This window comes from Mitsuaria sp. BK037, from assembly GCF_014193045.1.
Taxonomy (GTDB): Bacteria; Pseudomonadota; Gammaproteobacteria; order Burkholderiales; family Burkholderiaceae_C; genus Roseateles.
Genome location: NZ_JACHYS010000001.1, coordinates 177,727 through 191,816 on the forward strand (window position 1 = coordinate 177,727; position 14,090 = coordinate 191,816).

Genomic DNA, 14,090 nt, shown 5'->3' on the forward strand with positions numbered 1-14,090 from the left:
TCGCTGCACAGCGGCGTTGGCTCATCGCGGCATCGCCGCACCGGCGCGGTCTGGCACACTGCGCGCCCTGCGCAGTACCCTCCCGACCATGCCCAATACTTCCTCTTCCCGCCGCGCCATCGTCATCGGCGGCGGCCCCGCCGGCCTGATGGCCGCGGAACGCCTGGCGCTCGCCGGTGTGTCGGTCGACCTCTACGACGCCATGGCGTCCGTCGGGCGCAAGTTCCTGCTCGCGGGCAAGGGCGGTCTCAACCTGACCCACTCGGAAGCGCGGCCCGACTTCGATACCCGCTACTACGAACGCCAGGCCGGCGTCGCCGCCTGGCTCGACCGCTTCGACGGCGAGGCGCTGCGGGCCTGGACGCAGGGACTCGGCGTCGAGACCTTCGTCGGCAGCTCGGGGCGTGTCTTTCCCAAGGACCTGAAGGCCGCGCCGCTGCTGCGCGCCTGGCTGTCGCGGCTGCGCGGGCAGGGCGTGCGCTTCCACATGCGGCATCGCTGGCTCGGCTGGGACGAGGCCGGCGGGGTGCGCCTGCGCTCGCCGGACGGCGAATCGACCGCGACCGCCGATGCGATCGTGCTGGCGCTGGGCGGCGCCTCCTGGCCCCAGCTGGGATCGGACGGCCAATGGGCGCCGCTGCTGGCGCAGGCCGGCGCGGCGGTGGCGCCGCTGCGCGCGGCCAACTGCGGCTTCGACCTCGGCGCGCCGCGCGAGGGCGCGGCGAGCGGCTGGTCGCCGTTCTTCGCCGAGCGCTTCGCGGGCCAGCCGGTCAAGCCGGTCGCGCTGAGCGCCGAGGGTGTGGACGGCCAGCGCTTCTCGCGCCAGGGCGAGTTCGTGGTGACCGCCTCCGGCATCGAAGGCTCGCTCGTTTATGCCGCATCCGCGCTGCTGCGCGAGCGCATCGCGCGCGATGGCGAGGCGCTCGTCCACCTCGACCTGCTGCCCGGCCGCGACGCGGCCTGGGTGGCGGAGCAGGTCGCCCATCCGCGCGGATCGCGCTCGATGTCCTCGCACCTGAAGAGCCGGCTGAACATCGAGGGCCTGAAGGCCGGCCTGCTGCACGAGGTGCTGACGAAGGAGGCCTACGCCGACGCGGCGGTGCTGGCGCGCACGCTCAAGGCGCTGCCGCTGCGCCTGGTGGCCGCTCGCCCGGTGGCCGAGGCCATCAGCACCGCGGGTGGCGTGACGCTGGAGTCGCTGGACGAGCGGCTGATGCTGAAGACCCGTCCCGGCGTGTTCCTCGCCGGCGAGATGCTGGACTGGGAGGCGCCGACCGGCGGCTACCTGCTGACGGCGTCGATGGCCAGCGGCGTCGTCGCGGGCGAGGGCGCCGCCGCGTTCCTGGCTAGCGGGGCGTGATCGTCGGCGGCTGAAGGGGCGCCGAGCCCCTCTGTCCGCCGGGTTGCCGAGCGGACGGGTCAGCCACCGGGCCGCCGTGTGGCGTGGACGGCACGCGGGGAAGCGTGCTGCCCGCCCGGGTCCTGGCCCGCCAGCCGTGGGCGGGCCCGAGGTGGGCCTTGGACGGGCCCGAGGCGGCCTCAGCCCGCCTTGTTCTTCAGCTTGCCCTTGGGCATCACGGACGTGACGGGCGCGACCGGACGGTCGGAGGATGTCTCCCGGGGGGCGCCGGTGTCCTTCTTGGGCTTCTTGTTGGCCTTGTCGTTGCGTTGCTCGCCTTTTGGCATGTCGTGGGCTCCTTCTTCAGCGGTCGTTGTCGTTCTGCGATCGTCGCCGCGCACGCAGGCAGGCCGGGCTGCGGCGACCGGCGCACTCTACTACCGCCAAGGCCGGTCCGCGCAGGCCTCGCGCGCGGCGCGACGCGACGCGCCGCCGGCTGCCGAGGCGTCAGCGCTTTGCGTTACCCTCTGCGCTCGGCGCGACCCGCTGGTGCGGGCTGTCCAGGCGCCGCCAGGGAGGATGGAATGGACGCAGCACCCGCGACGGGCGGACGCACCGTCCTGCTCGTCGACGACGATCACTCGCATCGCTACGCGCTCCGGCGCCGGCTGGAGCTGGCCGGATTCGCCGTCATCGAGGCCGCCGACGGGACCGCGGCGCTGCGGCTGGCGACCGGCGTGGACGCGATCATCCTCGACGTCCTGCTGCCCGACATCAGCGGCTACGAGGTTTGTCGCCAGCTCCGCGCGGGGGAGTCCGGCGCGGGGGTGCCTATCGTGCTGGTGTCCGGCGTCTACATCGCCGAGGACGACCAGGTCCGCGGCCTGCAAGGCGGCGCGGATGCATACCTCACGCGGCCGGTCGACGACGAGGTGCTGATCGCCAACCTGCATGCGCTGCTGCGCCAGCGCGACACGCTGCGGGCGCTGTCCGAGGCGCTCGAGCAGAAGCGGCGCGACGAGGAACGGGCACGCGACCTGTTCCTCGCGATCCTGGGCCACGACCTGCGCAATCCCCTCGACGCCATCGCCATGAGCAGCGAGCTGTTGGCGCGCGCGCCGGTCTCGGCGTCGACGACCCAGAAGATGGCCGCGCGCATCACCGCCGCTGCCCGGCGCATGGCGCACATGCTGGACGACATCCAGGACTACGCGCGCAGCCAGCTCGACGCGGAACTGCTGCTGCGGCGCGCGCCGCAGCGCCTGGGCGCGCTGGCCTCGGCCGCGATCGACGAGGTGCGCGGCGCCTATCCAGGCATCACGGTTGATGCCGTGCTGGAGACGTCGGATGAAGGCTGGTGGGATGGTGACCGGTTGGCGCGGGTCATCGCCAACCTGCTCCGCAATGCGGTGGAGCATGGGGCCGTGGGGCGGCCCATCGTCGTGCGCACCGAGGCTCGGGGCGCGTGGCGCCACCTGTCGGTGCGCAATGAAGGTGCGCCGATCCCGGACGAGGTCCGGGCCGGGCTGTTCGAGCCGCTGGTGCGCGGTGGGGCGCAGGCGCCCGCCGCGGGCAACATGGGCCTGGGGCTCTTCGTGTGCCGCGTGATCGTCGAGGCACACGGCGGGCGCATCGTGGTGGAGACCGGTGCCGCGGGCACCGAGTTCCGCATCGAGCTGCCCGCGCAGCCGTCCTGAGGGACGGCGCGGTCCGCTCAGATCACGCGGATGTTGGAGGCTTGCGGGCCCTTGGGGCCGTCCTTCGGCTCGAACTCGACCTTCGCGCCTTCGGCGAGGGTGCGGAAGCCGCCGGAGCTCTGGATCTCGCTGTGGTGGGCGAACAGGTCCTTGGAGCCGTCGGTCGGGGTGATGAAGCCGAAGCCCTTGTCGTCGCTGAACCACTTCACGGTGCCGGTCTTGGTCGTCATGGTGTTTCCTTTTTTGAAGAAGATGAACGGAGATACCCGGCACGCGGGCGCGCGCCGGGACAGACACACTCAAGAACCGTCAGCGGGGGGAATGCTGGGCAGGCCACGCGCGCGGGATCCGGGAGGACCGGCGGGGCTGCGGAAGAAGACCTCTGAAGAAAGGCCTTGCGCGAATCTATCGCGGCACTCTAGCACGCGCGGCTGACGGCCGGCCGGTGCAAAGTCGCACCGGCCGGCCGCTCGTGGCGCCGCGACCGCAGCCGCGGAGCGCCGCCGGATCACCGCTGGAGCGCGTCCCGCCTCACTGCGGTCGGTAGGTCACCTTCAGTTGGTAGTTGCCCGCCGAGTAGCCGTAGACCAGCACGTAGACATCGCCGTTGGCCGTCATCGTGACGCTGCAACCTTCGGTCGAGCTGGACCCGTCCGACTTGCAGGTGTAGCTGGACGTCGTCGGCACCGCGCCCTTGCGCACGTACAGGTCGATGTCGCCGGTGCCGGTGGTGCTGGCCGCGAGCGCGCCCCCGCTGGCCACCTTGAACGGTCCGAAGCTGCGGCTCTGGCCGCGCGTCAGGCTGCCGCTGAAGTTCTCGGTCCGGTCCACCGGCGGCGGCGTGCCCGGCCCGTCGCTGCCCAGCTCCACCGCATAGGCCGCGGCCATGCGCGCGAACTTCAGCGCATGGTCGGCCTGGCTGCCCATGTTGGCGTAGGTGTCGTTGGCGGTGTGGATGTAGGGGTTGGAACTGCTCATGCCGGCCTCGAAGGGCATGCTCGCGAAGTAGCCCTTGGCATTCCACGACGCATGGTCCGAGCAGGCGTAGCCGCAGCGGTCGGTCCCCACCCGCAGCGTCGGCAGGTAGGTCGCGATCACGTTGGACAGGAAGGTGTTCTGCCCGCTGTCGGTGTAATCGCTGAACAGGTAGATGTCGTTGGCCGCGCCCTTGTAGTTGGTCATGTCCAGCTGCAGCACGCCCACCACGTTGACGCCCGCCGCGGCGAAGCTGTTGGCGATCTCCTGCGAGCCGCGCAGGCCGACCTCCTCGGCGGCGTAGGCCATGAACTTGATCGTGCGGCGCGGCTTGTAGTTGGCCTGCACCAGGGCGCGCAGCACCTCGGTCAGGCTGGCCACGCCGGAGGCGTCGTCGTCGGCGCCGGGCGCGCGCATGGTCTCGCCCGAGCCGCCGGACTGGTTGATCGAGTCCAGGTGCGCGCCCATCACGATGACCTCGCTGCCGTTGTCGGTGCCCTGGATGGTGGCGATCACCGACTTCTGCGCCCAGTTCGGATGGCTGAACTGCTCGACGCTGATGTCGGTGCGACCGCCCGCCAGCGTCGTCCACTTCTGCCGCAGCCAGTTCGAGGCGGCGACGCCGCTGCTGCTGGTGTAGTAGCGGTTGGTGTTGGCGGACAGGTCGACGATGGTCTGCCCGATGTTGCTGGCCTGCATCTGCGACAGGATGGGCGTCACGACCGACTGCTGGTCGATCACGTAGCTGGGCCGCGAGGCCACCAGCGCCGCCGCCAGGCGCTGCGCGCCCACCGGCGTGCTGTGGCGCTGCAGCGAGGCCAGGCCCGCTTCCCGCGTCGGGTGGTACATGTAGCCGCCGCAGCGCTTGAGCTCCTCGTGGATCGAGTGGCTCAGCGAGGCGAGCACGTCCTCGTCGACCTCGACCAGGTGCAGGCCCTCGTTGCGCACGGCGCGCGCGGAGGCGGAGGCGCTGGCGGCCGCGAGCGCCGAGCCGTCCTGCGCCGCATCGGCCTGGACGCTGGCGACCGCGCGCGCGGCCGGACGGTGTTTCTGCAACTGGGCCAGCGCGGCGTCGCCGAGGCTGATCCAGACCTTCTCGCCCGCATGGGCCGGCGTGAGCGCGGCCATGCCGACGCACAGCGCGCTGAGGATGAAGAACTGACGCATGGATGGTTTCTCCAGGAATGGCGAAGCCGGCGCGCCGCACGAAGGCGGCGCGCCGGAGTCGGTTCAGGCGGGGATCAGTAAGTGGCGACCAGCGAGGTGCTCGTCACCGTCGCGTACGCGCTCAGCAGCACGTAGTAGGTGCCCGCGGTCGGCGACGAGAAGGTGATGGTCTCGGCATTGGTCGAGCCGATCGAGCGCTTGTCGTAGCTGGTGGTGGTCGGCGCGGAACCGCGCTTGACGTACAGGTCGCCATCGCCCGATCCGCCCGAGAGCTTGATCGTCAGCGTCGTGCGGCCCGCCGGCACGGCGATGCTGTACAGCTTGGTCGCGCCCTTGGCCAGCGAGATGCCGGTCACCGGCACGCCGGTGGTCAGCGGCGTCGCGGTCGGCGGCGGCGTGGTGCCGCTGCAGCTCACCCCCACGGTGGCGAAAGCCGCCGTCACGTCGGCCATCGCATAGCCGCGGTCGGTGGCCGCCTTCTCCACGCCGCAGGCACCCTGGTTGAAGGTGCTGTTGGCGGTCCAGTACAGGCGGTTGGCGTCGACCATGACCTCGAAGGCCTTGCGCGTGTTCCAGCCCGGCTTGTTGGCCAGCAGGTAGAACGCGCGGTTGTAGACGCCGCTCGAGTAGTGCACGTCCATGCCGCTGCGGTAGTTGGACGCATGGCCGATGGAGCTGCCATCGCGCGTGGGATCGTCGAAGTAGCGCAGCGCGCCGCTGCCCTTGAAGATCTGCGCGCCCACCAGCCAGTCGTTGCTGCCGTTGTTGCGGTAGTACTCGGCGGCTTCGCCGGCCATGTCGGAGAAGGCCTCGTTCATGCCGCCGGACTGGCCGGAGTACACCAGGCCCGAGTTCTGCTCGGTGAAGCCGTGGCTCACCTCGTGCGCCGACACGTCCAGCGAGACCAGCGGGTAGAAGGTGGTGCGGCCGTCGCCGAAGCTCATCGCCGTGCCGTCCCAGAACGCGTTCTCGTAGTTGCTGCCGTAGTGGACCCGCATGTACAGCGTGCCGGTCAGGGGCCGCAGGTTGAACCAGTCCCGGTACATGTTGAAGATCACGTTGCCGAAGAAGTGGGCATCGTTCAGCGGCGAGTAGGCGCCGTTGATCTGCTTGTACTCGTTGCGCGAGCAGGTGAACTGGAAGGGCGTGTTGCTGGCGCTGGTGCTGCCGTTGAGGTTGACCGTGATCACGTTGCCGGAATTCATCTGGCAGGTGTCGGTGACCTGCAGCGCCGGGTAGTCGGTGCCGTATTCGTAGCGGCCGGTCTTGGTGTTGCCGCCGGGGCCGGTGGCGTCACGGTGGGCCAGGCCTTCCCAGCGCTCCAGCACCGCGCCGGTGGTGGCGTCGATCATGAAGTGCGGGCGGCTGGGCTCCTGGCGGTCATGCCGCATGAAGGACACCAGGTAGAACAGCTGCGCCTTGCCGTTGGCATTGAGCCGGACGTACAGCTTGGACTGCTCGTTCTCGGTCAGCACCGCATTGACGGCACCCTTGGCCTGGGCCAGCGCGCCCTGCGCGGTCAGGCCGGGCTGCACCGTGTTCAGGTCCTGCTGGATGTTGGTCAGCAGGCTGCCGGAGTAGCGCGAGGTGCCGGCGTTGGTGTCGCGGTGCTCCACGACGCCTTCGCCCCAGACGGGCACGCCCTGGTGGTACTGCTGGTGACGGGTGACGACCTTGCCGCTGGGGTAGGTCTGGCTGCGCACGGCCTGCAGGTCGCTGGCCGCGAGTCCCAGCGCGGTGCCCGCGTTCTGGGGAGCGCTCGACGCGCGCAGGGTGGTGTTCACCGGAGACTGGTCGTCGAGCAGGACGCGATCCGCCGCCAGGGCCTGGCAGGCGGCGGTAGCCGCGGCGGCCATGATGCTGACGCGCAGGAAACGCTGGATGAATGCCTGTGTCATATCGCCTCTTTCTTACGTGATGGATCGGTGAGATCTCCCGAAGAAATGGCCGGACTCGCTCGGGTGGGAACGGGACGGCCTCCTCTGTTCGCGGCCCGTGGTGAGGCCGTTCCAGATGTTCTTGGAGGTGCGGCAGGCGCCGCGTCCCGAGGTGTCGCCGGTTGCCTCGGAGGGCCCGAGGTCGTGGTCTTGCTGTGGCTGGTCCGGACGACTGCGCGAATGTAGGGGCTCCGGCGTCCGCGATGGCCTGTCAGGACTGACATCCGGTGTAACCCTTGCAACAAGCGGGATGGGCACGCCGGTGGCTGGCGTGCGCGCGATAGGCGAGGATGGCCCCCGCCGCGACCCCGATCCAGAGGACACGCCAGGAACCGGGGACCATTCAGCTTTTGCAGGAGACGCCCACCATGTCGCCCATGGACACGACACCCACTGCGCCCGGCGCCCCCGATGTCCCCACCGCCGCAGGTCCCGCTGCCGCCGCCGGGGCCACGGGCTGGCGCACCCACGAGGTCACCAACCAGGTCGACGAACTGGCCGGGCATTCGCCGCTGGCCATCGACCCGGCGCTGCGCGAGGCGCTCGCGCGTGCCGGCGCGGACGCCTTCGTGCCGGGCCTGGCGGAGTACGCGAGCTGGCTCGGCCGTCCCGAGACCCAGGCCATCGCCGAGCGCATCAACCGGGTGACGCCGACGCTGGAGAGCTTCGACAAGCGCGGCCGGCGCATCGACCGCGTCGAGTTCGATCCCGGCTGGCATGCGCTGCTCGCCGCCTACCGGCGGGCGGACCTGGTCGCGATGCCGCTGCGCGACGAACGCCCCGGCCGCTGGGCGGCCTGGGCCGCGGGCTTCTACCTGCACGGGCAGATCGAGGCCGGCACGCTCTGCCCGGCGACGATGACGCAGGCCAGCATCCCGGTGCTGCGGCGCGAGCCGGCGCTGTGGGCGGCGCTGCGCGAGCAGCTCCTGAGCACCGACTACGACGGCCGCGACCTGCCGCTGGCGGACAAGCGCTCGATCTGGCTGGGCATGGGCATGACGGAGAAGCAGGGCGGCTCCGACGTGCGCGCCAACACGACCCGCGCCGAGCCGGTGGGCGCCGGCGGCCGCGGCGCCGACTACCGGCTCACCGGGCACAAGTGGTTCTTCTCCGCGCCGATGTGCGACGCCCATCTGGTCGTGGCCAAGACACCGGACGGCGCGCCGGGCTGCTTCTTCGTGCCGCGCTGGCGCCCGGACGGCACGAAGAACGCGGTCCACATCCAGCGCCTCAAGGACAAGGTCGGCAACCGCAGCAATAGCAGCTCCGAGGTCGAGTTCCAGGACGCCCACGGCGTGCTGATGGGCGAGGAGGGCCGCGGCATCCCGACCATCATCGAGATGGCGACCTACACGCGGCTGAACTGCGTCGTCGGCAGCGCGGCGATGCTGCGCCAGGCGCTGGTGCAGGCGCTGCACTACGCGCGCCACCGCAGCGCCTTCGGCAGGCGCCTGGCGGCGCAGCCGCTGATGCGGGCGGTGCTGGTGGACCTGGCGCTGGAGAGCGAAGCGGCGATGCAGCTGAGCCTGCGGCTGGCGCAGGCCTTCGAGCGCCAGGACGATCCCGGCGAGCGCACCTGGATGCGGCTGGTGACGCCGGCGGCGAAGTTCTGGGTCTGCAAGCGCGCCGTCGAGCTGACCGGCGAGGCGATGGAGGTGCTCGGCGGCAACGGCTACATCGACGACGGCGTCATGGGCCGGCTCTACCGCGAGGCGCCGGTCAACTCGATCTGGGAGGGCTCGGGCAACGTGATGTGCCTGGACGTGATGCGCGCCGTCGCCCGCGACCCGCAGGCCTTCCTCGCGCTGCTGGACGGGCTGGACGAGGCGCTGCGCGACGACGCGCCGGCGCGCGCGGAGCTGGATGCGCTGCGGGCGATGCTCGCCACGCCGCCGGACCAGCTGGAGGCGCTGGGCCGCCGCTTCGCGTCGCGGCTGGTGCTGCTGGCGCAGGCGGCGCTGCTGCGGGCGCATGCGCCGGCCTTCGTTGCCGACGCCTTCATCGCGAGCCGTTTCGATCCGCATTGGGGCGCGGTGGCGGGGGCGCTCGACCTGGGCGGCCTCGATGCCGACGCGGTGCTGCACAGGGCCTTCCCGGCGTGACCTAAACTCGCGCGCTTTCGTTGCTTTCCCGGGCCTTCGGCCCCGTCGCTGTTTTGGACAAGATCCTCCTCCAGATTGCCGCCGAGCTGAAGGTTCGCCCGGCCCAGGTCAACGCCGCCGTGGAGCTGCTCGACGGCGGGGCCACCGTCCCGTTCATCGCCCGCTATCGCAAGGAAGCCACCGACGGCCTCGACGACATCCAGTTGCGCGAGCTGGAAGCCCGATTGAGCTACCTGCGCGAGCTCGAGGACCGCCGCGAGGCGGTGCTCAAGTCCATCGAGGAGCAGGGCAAGCTGACGCCGGAGCTGGCCGCCGCCATCGCCGCGGCGCCGACCAAGCAGGAGCTCGAGGACCTCTACCTCCCCTACAAGCAGAAGCGCCGCACCAAGGGCCTGATCGCCCGCGAGGCTGGCCTGGAGCCGCTGGCCGACAAGCTCTTCGCCGATCCGTCGCTGGATCCGATGACCGAGGCGGCGGCCTTCCTCAATCCCGATGCCGGCTTCGCCGATGCCTACGCGGTGCTGGACGGCGTGCGCGACCTGCTGTCCGAGCGCTGGGCCGAGGACGCCGTGCTGATCGGCAAGCTGCGCGAATGGCTGTGGGAGGAGGGCCTGTTCAAGTCGAAGCTGATGGACGGCAAGGACGAGAACAACCCCGACATCTCCAAGTTCCGCGACTACTTCGACTACGCCGAGCCGATCCGCACCGTGCCCTCGCACCGCGCGCTGGCCGTCTTCCGCGGCCGCACGCAGGAGTTCCTCGACGCCAAGCTGGCGCTCGACGAAGAGCTGGTGCCCGGTCAGCCCTCGCTGGCCGAAGGCCGCATCGCGCGCCACCTCGGCTGGAGCCACGCCAAGCGCGCCGGCGATGAGCTGATCCGCAAGACCGTCGCCTGGACCTGGAAGGTCAAGCTGTCGCTGAGCCTGGAGCGCGACCTGTTCGCCCGCCTGCGCGAGGAGGCCGAGAAGGTCGCGACCAAGGTCTTCGCCGAGAACCTGCGCGACCTGCTGCTGGCCGCACCGGCCGGCAAGCGCGTCGTGATGGGCCTGGACCCCGGCATCCGCACCGGCGTGAAGGTCGCCGTGGTCAGCGACACCGGCCGCGTGCTCGACACCTCGACCGTCTATCCGCACGAGCCCAAGCGCGACTGGGAAGGCTCGATCCACACGCTGGGCCGGCTGTGCGCCACGCACGGCGTCAACCTGATCGCGATCGGCAATGGCACCGCCTCGCGCGAGACCGACAAGCTCGCCGCCGACCTGATCAAGCGCATCCAGTCGATGTCGCCGGAGACGGTGATCGAGAAGGTCGTCGTCAGCGAGGCCGGCGCGTCGGTGTACTCGGCGTCGGAATTCGCGTCCAAGGAGCTGCCCGATCTCGACGTCTCGCTGCGCGGCGCCGTGTCGATCGCGCGCCGCCTGCAGGACCCGCTGGCGGAGCTGGTGAAGATCGATCCGAAGTCCATCGGCGTCGGCCAGTACCAGCACGACGTCAACCAGAGCGAACTCGCGCGCACGCTGGACGCGGTGGTCGAGGACTGCGTGAACTCGGTGGGCGTCGACCTGAACACCGCGTCCGCGCCGCTGCTGTCGCGCGTGTCCGGCCTCTCGGCCGGCGTGGCCGCCTCCATCGTGCGCTGGCGCGATGCCAACGGCGCGTTCCGCAACCGGCAGCAACTGCTCGACGTCACCGGCCTGGGGCCCAAGACCTTCGAGCAGGCGGCCGGCTTCCTGCGCATCCGCGACGGCGACAACCCACTGGACGTGAGCGGCGTGCACCCCGAGACCTATCCGGTGGTGGAACGCATCCTCGCCAAGGTCGAGCGCCCGATCACCGACGTGATGGGCAAGTCCGACGTGATCCGCGCGCTGAAGCCGGAGGCCTTCGCCGACGAGCGCTTCGGCGCGATCACGGTGAAGGACATCCTCGGCGAGCTGGAGAAGCCCGGCCGCGACCCGCGTCCGGACTTCAAGGTCGCGCGCTTCAACGACGGCGTCGAGGACATCAAGGACCTGAAGGAGGGCATGGTGCTGGAGGGCACGGTGTCCAACGTGGCGCAGTTCGGCGCCTTCGTCGACCTGGGCGTGCACCAGGACGGCCTGGTCCACGTCAGCCAACTGGCCAACAAGTTCGTCAACGATGCCCGCGAGGTCGTGAAGACCGGCGACATCGTCAAGGTCAAGGTGCTGGAGGTCGACCTGGCCCGCAAGCGCATCTCGCTGACGATGAAGCTGGACGCACAGGCGCCGCGCGGCGGCGCGAAGGCGGACAACAGCTTCCGCCCCGCCGGTCGCAACGAGCGCCAGGGCGGCGGTCGCCCGCAGCAGGCCGCGCAGCCGCAGGGCGGCGCCATGGCCGCGGCCTTCGCCAAGCTCAAGCGCTGATCCGCGGCGGGCGAGGAGACCGGGCGCTGTTCGCCCCGGCCCCGCCGCCGTGGCGACTCCCGCCGCGCCGGGGCCGGCCGGCCATGCCGTCCGCGGCGTCGAATCGCGTTTGATCCCACATTTTTCGCGGCCGGTCGCAGCCGAGGTGTCAGAACGGGCGGCGTGCAGCTACGCTGCGCGCCGTTTACCGTCAATGACAAAAGTCGACACATCGCCATCGTGTCGACACGAATCTCGGGAGCCCCCTTGAAGACCCACGCCATCGCCAGGGCCTGTGCCCTTGTCTGCCTGACCGTCGCCCTGCCCGCGGTGTCCGCCTGGGCCCAGGAAGCGCCCCCGGGCATGGGCAACGAGCCGGCCGCGGGCCGCCGCCTGGATCGCGTCGAGATCACCGGCCGCGCCAACGATTCGGACCTGCGCCGCCGCGCGCCGGTGGCCAAGCAGGTCTACGGGCGCGAGGAGCTGGACCGCTACGGCGACACCAGCGTGGCCGACGTGCTCAAGCGGCTGCCCGGCGTCAACGTGGCCGACGGCGCCCCCCGCATGCGCGGCCTGGGCTCGGGCTACACGCTGATCCTGATCAACGGCGATCCGGCGCCCCCGGGCTTCAAGCTGGACCAGCTGGATCCGGCGCAGGTCGAGCGCATCGAGGTCACCAAGGGCCCCAGCGCCGACCAGAGCGCACAGGCCGTGGCCGGCGCGATCAACATCATCCTGAAGGAGGCGCCGCGCGTGTCGCAGCGCGACCTGCGCATCGGCGCCGGCTACAACATCAACCATCCGGTCCCCTCGGCCACCTTCACCTTCGGCGAGCGCTTCGGGCCGGTCTCGCTGTCGGTGCCGGTGTCCGCCTTCCAGTGGCTGCAGGAGATGCGTTCCTCGACCGAGCGCAACGGCACCGACCTGAACGACCAGCCGGTCGTCGCCGCGCAGCACGGCAAGATGCGCAACTGGGGCCACGCCTTCAACTCCGCGCCGCGCGCGACCTGGAAGATCAGCGACGACGAGAGCGTGTCGCTGCAGGGCTTCGCGCAGAAGGGCTGGTGGAACAACTCGGTCCGCCTGGTGCCGGACGGCCAGTACAAGACACCGCGCCTGGATGACGACAGCGACAACCAGGGCGTCTGGCAGATGCTGCGCGCCAACCTGCAATGGAACAACCGCTTCAGCGAGACGCAGAAGTGGGAGCTCAAGGCCGGCGTGCAGGATGCGAAGAACCACATCGAGAACCACACGCTGAACGCGGCCGCGCCGGTGGACGCGGTGATCGACAGCCGCGACCGCAGCCTGACCCAGGCCGGCAAGTACAGCCAGATCCTGGGCGACGAGCACACGGTGACACTGGGCTGGGACTTCGAGTTCCGCAAGCGCGACGAGATCCGCGACACCACCGTGGCCGGCGGCGAGCAGCTGCCGGCGCTCAACGGCGAGAACTTCGGCGCGCGCATCCGCCGCCAGGCCTTCTTCATCCAGGACGAGTGGGAGATCAACCCGCAGTGGTCGACCTACTTCGGCCTGCGCCATGAGCGCATCGTCACCACCAGCCGCGGCGTCGCGACCGATGCGCGCAACAGCTCCAGCGTGCTGTCGCCGCTGTGGCACCTGACCTACAAGCTGGACCCGAAGGCGCGCGACATGATCCGCGCCAGCCTGACGCGCAGCTACAAGGCGCCGGAGCTGACGCAGATGCTGGGCCGCTACACGCTGAACAGCAAGTTCCCCGACCCCGGCCAGGCCAACGACGAACTCAATCCCGACCGCGTCGGCAATCCGGGCCTCAAGCCGGAACTCGCCACCGGCCTGGACATCGCCTACGAGAAGTACCTGAGCGGCGGCAGTCTCTTCAGCGTCGGCCTGTTCCACCGCAACATCAGCCAGTTGATCCGCAACGTCGTGACGCTGGATCCGGCCAGCGCGCTGGTGCCGGTGCCGCGCTACGTGATCCGCCCGACCAACTTCTCCAGCGCCACCACCAGCGGCATCGAGCTGGAGCTCAAGGGCCGCGCCGGCGAGCTGTTCCCGTCGCTGTTCGAGGCCAGGACGCCGCTGAACCTGCGCAGCTCGTTCAGCGTCTACCGCTCGCGGGTGAAGGCCGTGTCCGGGCCGGACAATCGCCTGGACCAGCAGCAGCCCTGGACCGCCAACCTGGGCTTCGACTACCGCTTCAGCGGCGTGCCGGTCACCACCGGCGCCAACCTGAACTACACGCCGGTCTACACGGTCCGCCAGACCGACCGCCAGCAGGTCGAGTTCTCGCGCAACCGCGGCCTGGACGTCTTCGCCCAATGGATGGTCAACCCCAAGACCTCGGTCCGCTTCTCGGCCAATAATCTCTTCCCGCTCGACGCGCGGGCCGAGACCACGCTGGCCAATGGCGACTACTACGCCACCGGCCGCAGCCTCAAGCCCTGGTTCCAGCTCAACCTGGAAATGAAGCTCTGAGCCTGACGATCAGGCGAGGAGCGACCGGCCGCGTCGGGTGTCGTTGC

General features: G+C 70.5%; 9 protein-coding genes. 5 read left to right on the forward strand and 4 right to left on the reverse strand.

The features are described 5' to 3' along the window. The first annotated feature begins 88 nt into the window (after nt 1-88). On the forward strand, nt 89-1,360 hold the full coding sequence (locus FHT37_RS00790) for a TIGR03862 family flavoprotein (RefSeq protein ID WP_183478501.1): 1,272 nt from the start codon (nt 89-91) through the stop codon (nt 1,358-1,360). A 179-nt stretch (nt 1,361-1,539) separates the two neighbouring features. Here FHT37_RS00790 and FHT37_RS00795 read toward each other — a convergent pair whose 3' ends face one another. After that, nucleotides 1,540-1,686 (reverse strand): hypothetical protein, encoded by a 147-nt coding sequence (locus FHT37_RS00795; RefSeq protein WP_175538184.1) that lies wholly within the window; start codon nt 1,684-1,686, stop codon nt 1,540-1,542. A gap of 237 nt (nt 1,687-1,923) precedes the next feature. Here FHT37_RS00795 and FHT37_RS00800 point away from each other — a divergent pair, with 237 nt between their 5' ends. Further along, nucleotides 1,924-3,036 carry an ATP-binding protein gene (locus FHT37_RS00800; RefSeq protein ID WP_183478502.1) on the forward strand — a complete coding sequence of 371 codons (1,113 nt, stop codon included), beginning with the start codon at nt 1,924-1,926 and terminating at the stop codon, nt 3,034-3,036. A gap of 17 nt (nt 3,037-3,053) precedes the next feature. On the opposite strand, the gene FHT37_RS00805 is transcribed toward FHT37_RS00800, so the two are convergent. The 3 genes from FHT37_RS00805 to FHT37_RS00815 all read right to left on the reverse strand — a co-directional run bounded on the left by FHT37_RS00805 (nt 3,054) and on the right by FHT37_RS00815 (nt 7,076). Then, nucleotides 3,054-3,266 carry a cold-shock protein gene (locus tag FHT37_RS00805; protein ID WP_091722629.1) on the reverse strand — a complete coding sequence of 71 codons (213 nt, stop codon included), beginning with the start codon at nt 3,264-3,266 and terminating at the stop codon, nt 3,054-3,056. Nucleotides 3,267-3,567: 301 nt separating this feature from the next. After that, entirely contained in the window at nt 3,568-5,178 is a 1,611-nt protein-coding gene (locus FHT37_RS00810) for a M20/M25/M40 family metallo-hydrolase (RefSeq protein ID WP_183478503.1), read from the reverse strand. A gap of 74 nt (nt 5,179-5,252) precedes the next feature. Beyond that, nucleotides 5,253-7,076 (reverse strand): M4 family metallopeptidase, encoded by a 1,824-nt coding sequence (locus FHT37_RS00815; RefSeq protein ID WP_255489461.1) that lies wholly within the window; start codon nt 7,074-7,076, stop codon nt 5,253-5,255. Nucleotides 7,077-7,483: 407 nt separating this feature from the next. On the opposite strand from FHT37_RS00815, the gene FHT37_RS00820 reads away from it, so the two are divergent. The 3 genes from FHT37_RS00820 to FHT37_RS00830 all read left to right on the forward strand — a co-directional run bounded on the left by FHT37_RS00820 (nt 7,484) and on the right by FHT37_RS00830 (nt 14,043). Continuing rightward, entirely contained in the window at nt 7,484-9,217 is a 1,734-nt protein-coding gene (locus tag FHT37_RS00820; RefSeq protein WP_255489463.1) for an acyl-CoA dehydrogenase family protein, read from the forward strand. A gap of 53 nt (nt 9,218-9,270) precedes the next feature. After that, nucleotides 9,271-11,601, forward strand: coding sequence for a Tex family protein (locus tag FHT37_RS00825; protein WP_183478504.1), 2,331 nt, complete (start codon nt 9,271-9,273; stop codon nt 11,599-11,601). 246 nt (nt 11,602-11,847) lie between these two features. Continuing rightward, a complete protein-coding gene (locus tag FHT37_RS00830) occupies nt 11,848-14,043 on the forward strand; it encodes a TonB-dependent siderophore receptor (RefSeq protein WP_183478505.1) in 2,196 nt (731 codons plus the stop codon). Nucleotides 14,044-14,090: the final 47 nt, after the last annotated feature.